Below are 17,355 nucleotides of genomic sequence, written 5' to 3' on the forward strand. Positions count from 1 at the left end.
ATGAATCCCTTGCCGCCTTTCTGCTGGTAAAAGCTTATGCTCCCGATATACGCGGCATCGGCATCACTTCTTTACCTAGCTCCGCCCAAATGTACTTGAGCATCAGCTTGGATTTCAACGCTGCATATTCGGGATCGTCCCATAAGTTATTCAGTTCCTTCGGATCTTCCTGCAAATCGAAGATTTCACCATAGGTTTGATTGTAATAAACGGTGATTTTGTAACGCTTATCCACGTAAGTTTTCTGATGAATCGTCGTGGGCTCATGACGGAATTCGCAAATCGCATGATCTCTGGCGGAAGAAGCAGCTCCTCTCCATACCAGGCTTTGGTCTACGCCTGTCATCGCAGACGGAATCGGAATACCGCTTAGCGACAGGAACGTTGGCGCCAGGTCAACGAGCGACTGTATGGCATCGGATGTTGCCCCTGCGGGAACATGTCCCGGATAACTCACAATAAACGGGAGACGAATCAAGTCCTCGTAATGGAAGCCGCCTTTGGCCTGTAAGCCATGCTGGCCGAAGAAGTGACCATGATCGGTAGTAAATACGACAATCGTGTTGTCTGCGATTCCGAGCTCGACCAGTTTGTCCAGTATAGTACCGATATATTTGTCCATTAGGCTGATCATGCCATAGTAGACGGCAATAAGCTTCTTCTTGTCGTGTTCGGTCAGCTTCTTCCGCTCTCCGTATTCGTAATAATGATGCGAGCGGTAGCCGTGAATGCCTTTGCCGGTTTCAACCCAAGGCGAGAAGTCCGGAGCGTGTTCTTGGGTTAAGCCGAAATGAGGCGGGTTCTTCTCATGCTCGCCCGGCACGAGCGAAGGAACAGTGAGCGTGTCCGGGTCGTACATCGCATCCCATGGCTCCGGTGCCAAATATTCCGGATGCGGATCGAAGAAGCTGGACCACAGGAAGAATGGCTTGTCTTCCTCCTTGTACTGCTCCATAAGCGCATTCGTGCGCTCGGCAATCCATGTGTTGTAATGGTATTCTTCCGGGATGGGCCATTTGTACGTGATGGCAGGATCCATATTCCCGGTAGGGGGAAGGAAGTAGTCACGCCAATTGGTGCAGCCTTTCTCCTCTAACCATAAGGCATAGTGCTGACCGACATGTGCTTCGTTTGTATGGTTGCGCGTGAGCTCAACATGCTCGAAGCCATAGAAAGGTCCATGGAAGCTTTTCCATTTATCCAAATCCTGCAAAATCGGGTAAGCCTCCACCGAAGGGTATTGATCCGTTGACGAGAGAGGCTGAAAATGAGCTTTGCCAACAAGGGCTGTACGATAGCCGGCAGCGCTGAAGTCCTCTCCTACACAGTGACGGTCTTCCAATAGCTTCGTTCCAAGCGTCCATGCGCCGTGCTGGCTAGGGTATTGCCCCGTAATAATGGATGCCCGGCTTGGCGTACAAGTCGGATTCGGGCAGTAGGCTCTGGTAAACGTTGTGCCTGAACGAACAAGCCGATCTAGATTAGGTGTTCTTAATTCGCTATTGAAATAACCCAGCGTGTCCCAATGCTGTTGATCGCTTGTAATTAACAAAATGTTTGGTTTCGTCATGAATGATACACCTCCGTTAATAAATTGTATTGCAAAGCAAGAAGTTGTAAAATAGCGTCGTGTATGGTTTGCTTTATCAAATTGTCAGGTCGGAAGGCGGAGCAGAATGGATACTCTGGTAACAGGCGTCAATGAATCGGCTGCGTTTATCTATTACGCTTTGAATGAACTGGACAAGCAATGTTCCATCTGGCCGGTACGCGGCGGGATTACGGAGACGAAGCCTGGATACTACGTTGGACCCAAGCGAATCGAAAGCTATAGCTTGCACATCGTGAAGGAAGGCTTGCTTCGTGTAGATTGGGATGCCGGACACCACGTGACGTTATCGGAGGGCGATGTCTTTTGCTTATTCCCTATGCGTACTTATGCTTATTATTCGATCGAAGGCGAAGCGCCGCCGAAGATGAGTTGGATCGTGATTGACGGTCCGCGAGCTGCAGAAATGATAGCACTGACCGGGATCAAGAGCGAGTACCCTTTCCTGCATGGCAAATGGACTCAGGAAGCGGGGCTGGCGCTTCATGATCTTCTTAGTTTGATGCGTGAAGCCGAGAAGGAAAACGCCTTTGTGCGCTCGCTTGACATGCAAAGTTTGCTTTATCGTCTCTTTGCGGCACTATGCCGGACAATACCGAAATTAGCTGCAAGGGAGCCTGCGGATTGGGTTGAGCAAAGCATTTCCTATATCCGGCAGCACGCCTCGGAAGGCATTACCGTCGAACAAGCGGCAAGGGCGGCGGGGCTGAACCGCACCTATTACTCGGTCGCTTTCGCGAAGAAGGCGGGAATGCCGCCGAGCGATTTCATTACGCAAGTACGTATGGATGCAGCCAAGCGGCTCCTCGCAGAGACGGATGCCTCCATTACCGAAATCGCTTATACGACGGGGTATTCGTCCTTATACGCATTTACCAGAACATTTAAGAATCGTCTTTGCTTGTCGCCGACGTCCTATAGGGAAGCCGTAAGGAAAGGAATATAGGGTTTTTATTGAATCGGACTAAGTCAAGCCGCTTTTCGAATACATCAGTATTGAGGTGGTTAGATGGAGAAGACAGCCTATGTGTTCACCTATGTATCCATGGCCAACACTGAAGCAAATAAGAGGAGTACTGAATCATCGAGCGTCAATACAGCTGCGATTGAAGCCAAGTGGCGCGTCATTGACTACATTCTCAAGCAGTTCATCATCCAAACCTGCTGAAGTTCTTCAGTCGGTTTATTCTAGTAGGCATGATACCGGCGAAGGAGCCTCTGCAAGAAAGGAGGTCAATCAGATGTATACCGCTGTTTACGTGCGGGTGTCGACTGGCATGCAAGCGATGGAGGGAACGAGTTTAGACGGCCAAGTGGAGCTTTGTATCAAGAAAGCTAATGAGCTCAATGTAGCAGCTGCAGCTATTAAAGTGTATAAGGAAGAGGGGGTTAGCGGCGAGGATATCGATCGTCCGGCTATGAACCTGCTTAGACAAGATATTGGGGCAGGGCTGATTTCACAAATCATCATTACGCATCCGGACAGACTGTCGCGCGATCTAACCGACAAGTTGTTCATTTGCCGTGAGTTCGAGGCCAAGCATGTGCAATTGACGTTCGTGGACACTGAATATAAGAACACTCCGGAAGGGCAGCTCTTTTTTAACCTGATCAGTGTTATTGCGCAGTATGAGTTATCCCTGATTAAGAAGAGAACTGTTCGCGGACGGCTAAAGGCAGTCGAGAAGGATAAAAAGATCATGCCGATGCGAGTCCCGCCCTATGGGTATGATCGGATCGGAAGCAGTTTAGTGATAAATGAGAGCGAAGCAAGGTTTGTGAAGCTCATTTATCAATGGTATATCCATGACAATCTGACGATGAGGGCGATTGGAAATCGATTAGTCGAAATGGGAGCAGAACCGAAAAGGGCAGAAAGCAAAACATGGAATGCCAGTTCCATACACCGAATATTGAGAAGTGAAATTTATGTCGGGAAGTATTATTACAATCGCAGATGTACGCAGAAAGTCAAAGGGGAACGAACAACAAAGGGAGCACCTAAGAAGACCTATTCTTATCGCGACGAAAGTGACTGGATCCTTGTCGAGGTGCCGGCCATCATGGATGACCGTTTATTTCTGTTGGCGCAAGAGCAGCGCGTGAAGAACACCAGAAATGCAGGCAACCAGAAGCACGAGTTTTTACTTCGTTCGTTGTTAAGATGTGGACATTGTGGCCGTAAATGGGAGGGAACCACATATTCAGGACGAGTCAATAAGTCTACGGGGACTAAGGAGAAATACAAATGTTACCGGTGTCCGAACAGAAATCCAAGGAGGTTTGGCACATCGGTAAAGCTTTGCCCCGCTCCATCCATACGAGCTGAGCTGCTTGATGAATATGTCTGGGGTTTAGTGATGGAAGTGGTTGCCGATCCGGCGGAGTATAAGAAACGGTTAAATCAAAACAAAGAGTCCGTGATGGACGAGTTCGTTATGATGTCAGATTCCCTGCAGAAGCTGCATTCTACCAAGCAGAAACAAGCGGATAAAATCAAAATTATGTTTACAAAGGATCTCATCGATGAAGAGGAGATGGAGTCGGAGTTCCGATCGTTAAAGGCTGAGATGGCTGAATTACAGCAACGATATGCGTCATGCCAAGAGCAAATGCGATTATTGAAGCAGGAAGCATCATTAACACTAGAGAACCGATTGGTCTTAGATCAAATAAATGCGTTTATTGGGAGCAAAGGGGAACACTTAGCGTTTGAAGTGAAGAGACATATGCTCCACTTACTGGTTGATGAATTGATGATTAGCGTTGAGGATACGGCTATTCATATTACGGCTATCGGTCACTTAGACACACTCCTGTCCCCAAAAACGCCAATCCAATAGGACCGGCATGCACAGGACAAGAGTTGCACTTCGAAATGAGCACTGCTACTATAACGGGGATGCCTGGATAAGGCGTCCTCGTTTTTTTTGGACAAATCGATCTACTACTACTACATGTGAAATAGGTGACCCCTACATGACTCGTCTTTTTCGAATCCGCCATTATTTGCCCTTCACTTACAAAATGATGATCCCCTATTTGCTGCTCGTTCTCGTCACAGACCTTGTAATCGGTTACGTGTCTTACAGCATGCTTGTAAAGTCTCGCACGGAGGTGACCGAAACCGGAATTCAGGCGGCACTAGAACAAACGAGGAATAACGTGGATTATCGGATGACCGAAATCCAGCGTATATCCGATCAGTTATTTGGCAATTTGGCGTTTCAGAAGGCGCTGCAGAAGCACGGCGACCGGCTGGAAATCTACTACACCATGATCGACGATATTTTCCCGCAGTTGAGAGCTCCGCTGGATCTGTATGGGAGTCCGCTGCGGTTGACGTTATATGCCGTTAATCCGGATATCGGTGATGCAGGGAACTCCTACGATAATCTTGGTGCCTTCAAGAGCAGCGAATACTTCGTAATGCCCTACTCCCTTCTCGAAAGCCGACCGTGGTTCCAACAACTGAGAGAAGAGAAAGATACGAACATCTGGATCCAGGCCGACACGGATCATGAGCTCGGAAACGTATCCCATTTGCGAAAGCTGGTCTCGTTCGTCGATTATCAAACCGTCATTGCTTACATTCGGATTACGGTTAATTTCGATGATCTCTTGAGCAATCTAACGAAATATCCGGAAGAACTGGGAATAGGCATCCGTATTCTGGATCGGAACAGCAATAAAGTGATGTATTCGCGAGACCCAATCGGTACGGAGGAGGAAAATGACGAAGGGTTTCTGAATTTGCGCGAGGAACTGGATGAATCGCCATTCATTATCGAAATTCAAGTGCCTCATCATTATTTGAACAAAGATGCTAAACGACTTCAGGTCACGATCGGTTTAATTTGTGCTATAAGTTTCGTCGTCATGGGTGCAATCGGTCTCGTCGTGGCTGCATTATCAGGCAAACGAATGAAGCGAATCGTCTCCCATGTTCGATCCTTCCAAGATGGCAATCTGGAACGAAGGCTCGTTATGGGCGGCAACGACGAGTTTGTGCTGATCGCGCATTCCTTTAATACCATGGCTACAAGCATTCAGAGCTTGATTCAGGACGTATACATGCAGGGCATCCAGAGGAAGCAGGCGGAGCTTGAGGCGCTGCAAGCGCAGATCAATCCTCATTTCTTATACAACACCTTGTCTACGATTAGCAGCTTGAGCAATCTCGGCAAGACGAAACAGGTCACGGAGACCGTAAAGCAGCTGTCGCGGTTTTATCGATTGACGCTTAACAATGGGCAGGTGCTCATACCGCTATATAAAGAATTGGAACAGATCATGGCTTATTTGGACATCCAGAAAGTCAAGTATGCCGATTCGGTTCATGTCTATGTGGACGTGGATCCCGAAGTCCGTCATGCCGAGATTATCAAACTGCTCTACCAGCCTTTTGTCGAGAATGTCTTTAAACATGCCTGGTACGGCGAGACGATCGACATCCGTCTAACCGCTAAGCTCGTGGACAACAACAACCTGGAACTGAAAATTATCGACACGGGCATCGGCATGCGGCGCGAGACGATCGATCAAGTGCTTCGAAGTACTGCGCAGTCGAATTCGTACGGCTATAAGAATGTGGAAGAACGAATTAAACTCAGGTACGGCCCCGAATATGGCGTGCAAATCGCGAGCGTGTATGGCGGCGGTACCACGGTACGGATTCTGCTTCCCATGCAGATGGAAGGTCAGGAATCGATAGACGATGGCAAACCGCCTTGGGAGAAGGAGTAGAACGATGATGGAGATTACGATACTGCTTGTAGACGACGAAGCGATTGATTTGGAATGGCTGCAAGTCAGAGTCATCAATAGCGGAATTGCAGGTTTAAGTACGGTAAGAACGGCAAAGAGCGGATTCGCCGCGTTAGCGATATTAAAGCAGGAGAAAGTAGACATCATCTTGACGGATATCCAGATGCCCATTATGTCCGGACTCGAATTTGCGCGACAAGCAAAGGAGCTCCAGCCTGATGTCAGCATTGTAATCATCAGCGGCCACGAAGATTTCCACTATGCGAAGGAAGCGATTAAGCTCACAGCTTATGCCTATTTAATCAAGCCCGTGGATGATGGGGATCTGGTGGCAACCTTGTCCGGTTTATGCGAGAAGCTGTGGGAAGAGCGGCGCAAACGTTCCACCGTGATGGAGGCGCTCCCTTACGTACAACGGGAATTGCTTCTTCGCTGGTTTCGAGCGGTGTCTCCCGGAACGGCCGAGCGGCGGATAGCGGATTATCTTGCCCCTTATCTGGCCAAAGGGGTTTCTACCGCATTAATCGAATCGGATGAATTTGACCGCAATGCAAAGGATCTGACGATTGAACAGCGGCGGGAACTGTGGCAGAACGTGGAGGCATTCCTGAGATCCTTCGTTCAGGAAGAGGAGCTCGGTGAATTCATAACCGGATTCGATAACCGGTTCGTGCTGCTTACGCCAAATGAGGGGAATAACGATCTCGCGCTTGAACGATTGATTCAAGCGTTCCAAGCGGAATTCCCGTTTACGATTACGATCGGCACCGGAGACCGTGCATTTGGCGAGGAAGAACTCCATGATTCATATCGACAAGCCGAGGCGGCATTAAGCATTAAGTGGATCATGGGCAGAAATCGCGTCATCCGCAATGCATCGTCCATGTCGCCGGGCAAGCCGGCCGGCGCAAGCGTGGTCAAGCTTGTGGACGAGATGCTGCAAGCCATTCTAGACTACGATCTGGTGAAGATCGATGATTGCCTGCTTGCTCTATTCTGGCAGGACCATGGGCAGCTTCGCAAGAGCGAGGCGTATGACCTCATCGTACGCATAACGTCCAAGCTGCACAGCGATTTGCAGCTGCTCAATGAGAGTTTGTACGAGCTGCTAAACTGGGATGCCAACCAACCGAATGAATTATTCGAATTCGAGACGATGAACGATCTCGTATCGTGGTTGAGAAGGCGGTTCTTCGAGCTGTCCGAGCTGTTGGTTACGAAACGTCGGAAGCAAGATCGCAAGCTGATCGCGGATATTATCCGCTACATGGAGGAGCATCTGGTCAGCAAGGTCACGCTCAAGGAGGTTGCCGCACACTTTCATTTTACGCCGAACTATCTTGGCTTTCTCTTTAAAGCGGAGACCGGAATGGCATTTAGCGACTACCTGAACGATACCCGAATCAAGCAAGCTCGCATGATGTTAGGCGATCCGAAGCTGAAGGTGTATGAAATCGCAGAGCGGGTCGGGTACAAGAACGTCATCTATTTCAACCGCATGTTCAAACAAGCCTTCGGCATGACGCCGGGCGAATATCGGAAAATGATAAAAGTTTAGTCACGATCGTAGATTTGTATTAGTTTTAGTTGCACGGCTTGCTTATGTCGAATCCTGCGAATTTCTTATAATGGAGCCAGACATAAGAAAGGAGCAGAGCATAGTGGCAGAAAGAAGAACTACCTTCTGGCGCGACCTTGTGAAATACAGGATGTTGCTGTTCATGATAGCACCGACAGTACTGTTGTTTCTGTTATTCTCGTACGTGCCGATGGCGGGAATCATGATCGCGTTTAAACAGCTGAATTACACGGGCGGTGTGTTCGGAAGTCCGTGGGTCGGGTTCGATAACTTCAAATTTTTCTTCGAATCCGGAGATGCTTGGCGAGTAACCAGGAATACGGCCTTATACAACATTGGCTTTATGGCAATCGGTAATGTACTGCAGATGACGGCAGCCATCCTGTTGTTTGAGGTCGGAGGTAAATGGTTCCGGAAAATCATTCAATCGGCGCTTTTCCTGCCCTATTTCATTTCGTGGGTCGTCGTCGGTTCCATTGCTTACAATTTGTTCAGTTACGATTTCGGAACGATAAACAGCGTGCTGACTTCACTTGGATTGGAACGGATCGATATCTACAATACGCCGGTATATTGGTCGTATATCTTGTTATTCTTCCATACATGGAAAGTGCTTGGTTATGGAACGGTCATGTACTTGGCTGCGATTACAAGCATAGATACGGAGATGTACGAAGCGGCAGAAATCGATGGAGCTAACGTGTTCCAGCGGATTATGAAAGTGACGGTACCGAACTTGCTTCCGACTTTCATCATTCTCATGCTGCTCGCAGTAGGGAATATATTCCGCGGCGACTTTGGGATGTTCTACAACATGGTCGGGAATAATGGCATGTTATTCTCTGCAACGGACGTCATCGACACATTTGTCTTCCGTATGCTCATCAATACGAATGACTTCGGCATGTCTTCGGCAGCAGGCGTATACCAATCGGTGCTTGGATTTATCACGATCTTAGCGGTGAATTATGCCGTGCGCAAATATGACAAGGATCGTGCTTTATTCTAAATCGAGAGGAACTTGCCTTATGAAAGAGACAATCGTAAGTCGGGGCAGTCAGAAGGATCGGCTCCTTCTTGCCATCATCGCATTCGGATCATTGACGATCCTGGCACTGATTTGCATTCTGCCATTCGTGCTCGTGCTTTCATCATCTTTATCTGACGAAGACTCCATTCGCATGAATGGGTATACATTGATTCCGAAAGTGTTCTCCCTGGAAGCCTATCGCATCATCTTCGAATTTCCGGATGACATCATCAGGGCTTACGGCGTTACGCTTATTGTAACCATTATCGGTACGGCTCTAGGTTTGTTCTTGACCGCGATGACTGCTTATGTGCTCTGCCGCAAGGATTTCAAGTGGCGCAACTATTTCGCGTTTTACTTCTTCTTCACGACGCTGTTCAGCGGAGGGCTCGTCCCCTGGTACTTGTTAATCGTGAATTATCTGGACATGAAGAACACGCTCGCTGCATTGATCCTGCCGTCGCTCGTGAATGTCTTCTATATCATCGTCATGCGATCGTTCCTTTCAGGTATCCCCGATGCGATTACGGAATCCGCCAAAATCGACGGGGCCGGAGATTTCCGAATATTCACAACTTTCATTCTTCCTCTATCCAAACCGGCTCTGGCTACAGTAGGTCTATTCCTCGCGCTTGGCCACTGGAACGACTGGTATAGCGCGTTATTGTTCATCTCCGACGATAAGTTAATGCCGCTGCAATATTATCTGTATCAAATGCTCGGCAACCTTGAAGGCATGCGAACGGCCATGCTGGGAGCCGGCGGAGATATCGCAGTCGATATCCCGGGCGAAAGCTTGAAGATGGCGATGACTGTCGTGGCATGCGGTCCGATATTGTTCGCGTACCCGTTCATTCAGAAATATTTTGTGCAGGGTCTCACGATTGGCGCAGTCAAGGGATAAACACAGGAAATCCTGGTTTATTATAAAGCTTTCAATCATTCATACGAATTAGGGGGAAGGCACGAAGATGAAGAAACAGAACATGAAGAAAAAACTGAGTTTTACGTTGACCGGCGTATTAGCAGCTTCCATGATTTTAAGCGCATGCGGAAGCACGACCAACGATTCATCCACGAACACGGGGAATAACACTGGGAATAATGCAGGAGCGGGAAACACGGCAAGCAATAATGCCGGCAGCGATACGATCGACACAAGTGAGGCCGTCAAGCTGAATATGGTCATGCTCGGACCGAAACCGGCTGATTATGACCAAGTTTTCGGCGAGATTAACAAGCAGCTTGCGTCCAAAGTAAACGCGACAATCGATGCAGAGTTCCTTGACTGGTCGGACTGGTCTCAGAAATATCCGTTGAAATTCGCTGCGGGTGAAGATTTCGATCTTATCTATACCTCCAACTGGGCGCAGTACAATGCGCAAGCCGTTAAAGGCGGGTTCCTTGAACTGACGGACGAACTGTTGTCCAAATACATGCCTCTGACATCGGCTGCGATGCCGAAAGTCAAATGGGATCAAGCGCGCATTAACGGCAAGGTGTATATGGTACCGCAGAACCAAAGCAAAGAGTTTACGGATAAGCTGATTCTGTACCGTGAAGATCTTCTTGAGAAATATAAGCTTGCGCCAATTGACAGCCCGGAAACTTACAAGGCCTACTTGGAAACCATTGCTAAGAATGAAAAAGGAATGACGCCATATGGAGTGGAATCCAGCAACAGCAAACTCCATAATCTGGATACGCTCCTCCTGAAACAGAAGAATAACTGGAACATTCTCCAGGATCTGCCGCTTGCTTTCAAAGTGGATGATGTCAAAGGACAAGTCTTCAACGTTTACGATACGCCTGAGTTTAAGGATCTGCTGGCTTACTATAAGGATCTTGCCGACAACGGCGGTTGGTCGCGTAACGCACTGACGAACAAGAGCAGCACGACGGACGACTTCAAGTCAGGCAAAGTAGCATCGATGTCCCATAACGTTACTGCACTTGGCGGCATTATGGCTCAGGTTAATAAAGATCATCCGGATTGGAAAGTGGCGCTGGCAGATCTTTCTCCTGCTAGCAAAAAAACGGCCGCGATTTCCACGCAGAACGGTATTGCCGTTCATGCTTCTTCCAAACATCCGGAACGCGCGCTTATGGTGCTTGATTTGCTTCAGAACGATAAGACACTTCATGACTTGATCATGTATGGAATTGCCGGGACGAACTATGAGCCTAACGGCGATGACAAATTTACGAAGACAGATAAATACGGCAATTTCAACACGTTCTCGAACTGGGCATGGAATTCTCCGCTTAACCGTATTGACACGACTTACCCGCAAGCTGCACAAGATGTCGAGAACAAATGGATCGGTCAAGTATTCCACTACCCGCTCGAAACTTTCGTCTTCGACAACTCGAAGGTGCTGAACGAAGTCACGAACGTAGGAAATGTGATGCTGCGCTACGGAACACCACTTGAATACGGTCTCATCCAAGATACGGATAAAGGTCTTGCGAACTTGCAACAACAGCTGAAGGCAGCTGGCATCGATAAAATTCAAGCAGAACTGCAAAGTCAAATCGACGCTTTCTTGGCTGCACAGAGCCAAGGCTAGGATGATATTCAAACAGGATGCAGAGCGGATTGTGCTTTGCATCCTGTTTGAATTTTCGAAAAGACAGAGGAGTGGGAAGAGTTGCATTCTCATATACGCTGCAAGGGAGGAAGGATTGAGCATTGGCTAATTCACGATTTGTTCGAAAACGTCCGGTGGGCATGTCATGGGGGCAGGGGACCGGGATAATCTGGCATCCTGCCGAGGTAGAAACGCATTATGAGCATCCTTATCAGTCTTTCTGTTATTTCCGCAAAACCTTTGAGTTAGCAGAGGATAGCCTGACATCAGGTAAGCTGAAGATATTCGCAGATTCCAGATACATTCTTTATGTGAACGGCAGGTATGCGGGGAGAGGACCTTGCAGGAGCGATCCCCGCTGGCAGTATGTGGACGAAATCGAGGTATCGGGACTGCTCCGGAGCGGGCTTAACACCATTGCCGTCATGGTGTTGTATTATGGCTACGGTACCGGCCAGTCCATCGACCGTATTCCTGCCTTGGTGGCGGAGTTGCAGGTAGCTGCCAATGGGAAAGAGCCGTTGCTCATCGGGACAGATGCCACCTGGTCCTGCCGCAAATCCGATGCTTACGATAGCGGAGCTCCCCGAGTCAATGGCTGTCAAGGGCCGGTTGAGATCTTTGATGCCAGAGAAGAATTGCAAGGATGGCAGCTTCCGGATTTCATTGAAGAGGATTGGCAGCAAGCTAAGCAGCGGGGAATCGGACTATCGCCTTTCTGGAATTTTATCGAGCGACCCATACCGTTAATGGAAGAGAACGAAATCGATGCTCTCAGGTTGGTAAGCCGGGGCAGCGTCCGTAAGTCGGCCGAACCCTTGGAAAGACTGCACCTGACTATAATAGAAGAAACGAATGCCATTGAAGTGTCGGAAGTGACTTCTGAGCCGTTTGATATTTGGTCGCAGCCATCAGATCCGGATCATGCGGAGATCCTGACCTATGACTTCGGGCGGATAGAGCCGGGCTACTTGCAGCTTGACGTAACGGGAACTTCAGGTACCATCGTGGATGTTGTATATGCCGAAGAGTTGTGGAATGGCAAAGCCTATCTAAACGTCAATAATAACCGTTCCATGGATCGGTTTATTCTGCAGGAAGGCCGGCAACAAGTTGAGGTTCGCTTTGGCTGGAAGGCAGGCCGGTATATGCAATTGAGGATAAGGCATGCGGATGACCGCTCTATTATCCTGCACCGCGTCGGATTGCGGACTCGCAGATATCCGGTCGAACGTCCGGCTGCTTTCCGATGCAGCGATGAACGGCTGCAGCAGATATGGGACATTTCCGAGCATACGATTCGGATCTGCATGCAGGATGCTTTCGTCGATTCTCCAAGCCGCGAACAGCAGCAGTGGATGGGGGACGGGCGTTGGCAGGGCATTTATCAGACCTATTATTCCGGGGATGGAAGATTGCATCGCAAGCTGCTGGAGCAGATCGGCCAGTCGCAGGATTGGCAGGGGATGACCGCGCAGCGTTATCCGGACGGCCATCATAATTATCCGCCCATTCCATCCTTCTGTCTTCATTGGGTCAGCTCGTTTGGTGAGTACGTGTCCGCTTATGAAGATGATGGCCTGCTGGCCCAGTGGTGGCCTAACATCGTCCAGGCTCTCCGCTGGTTTTCCGGCTTCGAGAATGAAGAGGGTCTGCTCGAGAATGTACCGTACTGGGCTTATATCGACGCCGGCGAAGCCCCTCTTGGCCGATGGCCGGACGTAGAACGCGGAGGCATCGTATCGGCACTTAACCTTCTTTATTTAGAAGCCATTCAGCATATGGTAAACTACGCGGCACTTCTCGGAGATCATGAGGCGCTTGCGTATTACAGCGAAGCTGCCGGCCGACTGGCAGCAAGCATCCGGAATAAACTGTGGGTTCCTGAATGGAATGCCTACATGGAATGTCTGGTTGACGGACAACCAAGCAGCCAGTTCAGCGAATCAGCCAACGCATTGGCCATACTTGTACTGCATGAGGCCGGGGAAGAACGAAGCGAAGCGATTTACCGTAGTGTATTCGCGCCGGATGCTGAAGGAAAGGCCATTAAAGCGAGTCCTTTTTTTATGATGGTTGTCTACCGAGCTATGCTGAAGATGAAACGGGAAGATCGAATGCTGGAGCTTGTACGGGAGAGATACGGCAGCATGTTGGATGCCGGCGCGACTTCGGTCTGGGAATGGTGGGATCTATTCTATCGGGATGAACACTCCGCAGAGATCTCTTTTAGTTCCGCTTGCCATGCATGGGGCAGTATGCCGGTCATGTTGTTCCTTCATTCTATCGTTGGTATACAGCCTCTGGAAGCCCATAACCGGTCGGTTCGGATTCAGCCCCGTTTATTAGGCGAACTGAATTGGGCAGAAGGGTCCATTCCCACCTTAGGAGGTCCTTTGCAAGTACGAATAGAACGCCAACCGGAAATGCCGGAGGTCGCGCGTATAAATTTATCCGTACCGGAAGGAGTAACGGCTCTCTGCGGGGATTCATCGTATGGTCCCGGTGATCACGTCGTGCTGAATTGGCCGTTATACTAGCAACTAATGACATCCGGTTGCGTACACAACGTCAAGAAGTTCGACAACACCGGTGAAGATCTGGAAGACCTCATCTCGATCGGTACGATCGGGCTTATTAAAGCGATTGAAAGCTTCCAGACAGGAAAAGGGACGAAGCTCGCGACATTTGCGGCTCGTTGTATCGAGAATGAAATTTTGATGCATTTGCGGTCATTGAAGAAGACGCGTAAGGATGTGTCCCTCCACGATCCGATCGGAACGGATAAGGAAGGCAACGAAATCACCTTGATTGATATCCTCGGCACGGAAGCCGATGATGTTGCGGAGAAAGTGCAACTCAAAATCGAGAAGAGCAAGATTTATAAAAATTTAGATATATTGGATGACCGCGAGAAGGAAGTCGTCGTCGGCCGATTCGGCCTGATCGCAGGCGGCGAGGAACGGACGCAGCGGGAAATTGCGAAGGAGCTCGGCATCTCGCGTTCGTATGTGTCGCGCATCGAGAAGCGGGCGCTGATGAAGCTGTATCATGAGTTTTATAAGGCGAAGAAGTAATAAGGGATACAAGCACAAAAGATAAGGCGTTAATGCCAATATAAACAGCCACCGCTGAATGACTTATTCGGCGGTGGCTGTTTTGTTGTCCGGGAATCGCTGACAGGAAGTGCGGAAAAGTCAGTCAACGGATTACAGTAGTCGGGGCAGATGAAACGATTTTATAATGAACCTGACTCGGTGGTATGACATGCCGCCTTTTCTTTGTTTTCTTAGGACTGAATAATAGCTTAGGCAACATTTGTCGAATTAGCTTCGTTGAATAAATGAAAGTGCGATTAGTTGAATCACCTTTACATTGAACTACGGAGTTGATCCTATGTCATTAAAAACCAGATACATGGTGCTCACATCCCTGCTGCTGGGATTGACTGTTATTTGCTGTGTATTGATCATCCAAACCTATCATGCTCGCATGCCGCTGGTCGGACGATTGTTCTATGGAGCGGGGAGTGCCGCTGGTAACAGTGATTTAAGGCCGGGCCAGAATGAACCTCATGGCGAGTATTATAAGGATCGCGTGATTGTACTCATGTATCACGAAGTCATGAAGAATCCGCACAATGATGCCGGAGCGCTATCGATAAGCAAGTTTGAGCGCCAGCTTGAATTAATGAAGGCCAACAATTTTCACTGGATAACGATGGATCAGTACCGCGGATTTATTTTGCGGGGAGACCCGGTTCCGGATAATGCGGTACTGCTCACGTTCGACGACGGTTATGAATCCTTCTATCAGGATGTCTATCCGGTTCTGAGCAAGTATGAGGCACCGGCGACCAACTTTCTAATCGTCAACACGATTGGCAACCCTCGTCACGTCGGGGTTTCCAAGCTGAATTGGGACCAGGTAAAGGAGATGAGCCGGACCGGCATTTCATTTTACAGTCACTCGTTTGATTCTCATCGCTATGTGCCCACGGATGCGAAGGGCAAGCATCGGATTGCTGCGTTGACCGGACCTATTTACTTGAAAGATAAGGGCAGAAGGGAGACGAAGGAGGAATATAAGGAGCGGATAAAAGCCGATTTAGAGCAAGCGAATACCATATTGGAGCAGAAGCTTGGCACCTCGAACCATGTGCTCGCTTTCCCGTACGGAGCGTTCTCCAAGCCATTGCTCGATATTTGCGCGCAGCTGGGCATTGATGTGACGCTGACTGTAAAAGATGGTCTCGACAGCCCCCGCCAGAGCAACGGTTTCCGTCTTAACGCCGGAGGCGCGCAGAATGATCCCGATCTGCAGGTGGCGCTGATGAAGCAAGCGGAGCAGCGGCTTGGCCATGCCCACTTCGACCGCGCGCCGGAGCGTAAACGCGAGGCGTTATGGACATTGGCCGCGATGATGATCGTCGCCGCGTTGTTGGCGGAATCGGCGTTCAAGCTGCGGCAGGAGAAGAGGCGCATGAGCAATGGTTGGTGAGATGGACCGTACGGGAGCGAGTATGAGGTGGTGGCAAACATGGAAACCCGGTGTCGTGGATGAGGACGCGGTGGGAGATGCGAGCGGATGGAGGAGCTGGGCAAGCACCAGAGACATGATTTGCCCAATGCTGCATGCCGTAATAAGCATGTTCGAAATTCTAACGAATCGTACGGGCCTTATTTGGCCGGAATTCTGGGCTTTGAAATTCTAACGAACCACGGCGGCCTTATTTCAGGAAAATCGCTCAAAACGACCCATTCGCAGCCAGATAAGACCGCTACGGTTCGTTAGATTTATTTTGCTGGTGTTATCGTCAAAATAAGACCTGTACGGTTCGTTAGAGCGTTCTGTATGCCTGGTGCCGCTGCTACTCGTCTAGAACGAAACATACGCTTGCGTATTGCGAAGCAGGTACGAACGATCCCAAAGATACCGTTTATCCTCATTCTGCAATACAGCCGGTTCAGGATTCCCGTTCAGCTTCAATAGCGCTGATGCAACGAGCTCGGACCTTACGGGTCCCCAAGAATCCGTCTTGCTCTGAACGTAGCTGAAGCTCTCGAGCAACGTCTGCTCCTTCATCCGCTGAAGCGGGGAAGCCCACATGACCAAGTCACAATTGAGACTCTTGCGTGGGAGGGCAAACTCCGCCAGCCCGACTGCTCCCGTTGTCGTGGTAATCGCAACTAAACCACAGAAATAATCGCGGCCATGGCCGGGCTGCAGCTTCTCTGCAAGCTCGCTTTCGAATTGAAAACATTCAATACGGCTAATTTTGCACTGCTGCATAAACTCGAGCGAATAGCCAATGACCGAATTTCTCAAATTGAGCAAAGCAATCAGCTGGGGCAGCGTATCCCGTTGATACTCGGCCGATTCATCTATCGTCGTATGGTCAGGAATCGTGTTTAGCATCATGATCCTCCTTCGCAGATTGGTTTGCGTTCGAGCCAATGCTTCGAATGCAGCATTCTGCGTTACATAAGTGTTGTAGTTTATAGAAAACAAAAATGACCTCCTCTGGAATCAGAGAAGGTCATAGGAATGTAATGTCATTGATCCTCGCTCTTATCTCCCAGATTCGCTTAATTAAGCGTTCCGCAAGAATTAGCACCGTGCATCCCATTGATTATGACGATAAGCATTCGCCAGTTACAAAGGTTTGTCGGTTGCCGGGTATCATCGGGCTTGTCCCTCCACCTACTCTTGATAAGAAAAAACATATTAAATTTTTACCATTATGCTACATAAACAGGCTTGATGTCAAGGGATACTT

Annotated in this window: 14 protein-coding genes and 1 riboswitch; of the genes, 12 read left to right on the plus strand and 2 right to left on the minus strand. The window is 49.1% G+C overall.

Annotated elements, in window-relative coordinates; translation table 11 throughout:
- Nucleotides 1-34: 34 nt before the first annotated feature.
- A complete protein-coding gene (locus AC0YNS_RS00080) occupies nt 35-1,570 on the minus strand; it encodes a sulfatase family protein (RefSeq protein WP_475779078.1) in 1,536 nt (511 codons plus the stop codon).
- Between the two features lie 106 nt (nt 1,571-1,676).
- Here AC0YNS_RS00080 and AC0YNS_RS00085 point away from each other — a divergent pair, with 106 nt between their 5' ends.
- The 12 genes from AC0YNS_RS00085 (at nt 1,677) to AC0YNS_RS00140 (ending at nt 16,290) form a co-directional block, all read left to right on the plus strand.
- On the plus strand, nt 1,677-2,555 hold the full coding sequence (locus AC0YNS_RS00085) for a helix-turn-helix domain-containing protein (RefSeq protein ID WP_475779079.1): 879 nt from the start codon (nt 1,677-1,679) through the stop codon (nt 2,553-2,555).
- Nucleotides 2,556-2,618: 63 nt separating this feature from the next.
- Entirely contained in the window at nt 2,619-2,777 is a 159-nt protein-coding gene (locus tag AC0YNS_RS00090) for a hypothetical protein (protein ID WP_475779080.1), read from the plus strand.
- 73 nt (nt 2,778-2,850) lie between these two features.
- Complete coding sequence (locus tag AC0YNS_RS00095) at nt 2,851-4,452, plus strand: recombinase family protein (protein ID WP_475779081.1); 1,602 nt, start codon at nt 2,851-2,853, stop codon at nt 4,450-4,452.
- Between the two features lie 136 nt (nt 4,453-4,588).
- Complete coding sequence (locus tag AC0YNS_RS00100; protein WP_475779082.1) at nt 4,589-6,355, plus strand: sensor histidine kinase; 1,767 nt, start codon at nt 4,589-4,591, stop codon at nt 6,353-6,355.
- Between the two features lie 4 nt (nt 6,356-6,359).
- Complete coding sequence (locus tag AC0YNS_RS00105) at nt 6,360-7,934, plus strand: response regulator transcription factor (protein WP_475779083.1); 1,575 nt, start codon at nt 6,360-6,362, stop codon at nt 7,932-7,934.
- 151 nt (nt 7,935-8,085) lie between these two features.
- Nucleotides 8,086-8,964 (plus strand): ABC transporter permease, encoded by an 879-nt coding sequence (locus tag AC0YNS_RS00110; protein WP_475780064.1) that lies wholly within the window; start codon nt 8,086-8,088, stop codon nt 8,962-8,964.
- A 19-nt stretch (nt 8,965-8,983) separates the two neighbouring features.
- Nucleotides 8,984-9,889, plus strand: a complete 906-nt coding sequence (locus AC0YNS_RS00115; RefSeq protein ID WP_475779084.1) for a carbohydrate ABC transporter permease — start codon at nt 8,984-8,986, stop codon at nt 9,887-9,889.
- Between the two features lie 67 nt (nt 9,890-9,956).
- Complete coding sequence (locus AC0YNS_RS00120) at nt 9,957-11,555, plus strand: ABC transporter substrate-binding protein (RefSeq protein ID WP_475779085.1); 1,599 nt, start codon at nt 9,957-9,959, stop codon at nt 11,553-11,555.
- 122 nt (nt 11,556-11,677) lie between these two features.
- Nucleotides 11,678-14,116 (plus strand): family 78 glycoside hydrolase catalytic domain, encoded by a 2,439-nt coding sequence (locus AC0YNS_RS00125; RefSeq protein ID WP_475779086.1) that lies wholly within the window; start codon nt 11,678-11,680, stop codon nt 14,114-14,116.
- A 6-nt stretch (nt 14,117-14,122) separates the two neighbouring features.
- Entirely contained in the window at nt 14,123-14,653 is a 531-nt protein-coding gene (gene sigK, locus AC0YNS_RS00130) for an RNA polymerase sporulation sigma factor SigK (protein WP_475779087.1), read from the plus strand.
- Between the two features lie 319 nt (nt 14,654-14,972).
- On the plus strand, nt 14,973-16,076 hold the full coding sequence (locus AC0YNS_RS00135; protein WP_475779088.1) for a polysaccharide deacetylase family protein: 1,104 nt from the start codon (nt 14,973-14,975) through the stop codon (nt 16,074-16,076).
- Nucleotides 16,066-16,290: a hypothetical protein gene (locus AC0YNS_RS00140; RefSeq protein WP_475779089.1), complete on the plus strand. Its 225-nt coding sequence runs from the start codon at nt 16,066-16,068 to the stop codon at nt 16,288-16,290. Before AC0YNS_RS00135 ends, AC0YNS_RS00140 begins: the two co-directional genes overlap by 11 nt.
- Nucleotides 16,291-16,454: 164 nt before the next feature.
- Here AC0YNS_RS00140 and AC0YNS_RS00145 read toward each other — a convergent pair whose 3' ends face one another.
- Nucleotides 16,455-17,087, minus strand: coding sequence for a hypothetical protein (locus tag AC0YNS_RS00145; RefSeq protein ID WP_475779090.1), 633 nt, complete (start codon nt 17,085-17,087; stop codon nt 16,455-16,457).
- Between the two features lie 57 nt (nt 17,088-17,144).
- Nucleotides 17,145-17,295, minus strand: a riboswitch (SAM riboswitch).
- Nucleotides 17,296-17,355 lie beyond the last annotated feature (60 nt).

This window comes from Paenibacillus sp. J22FR21 (assembly GCF_056269135.1).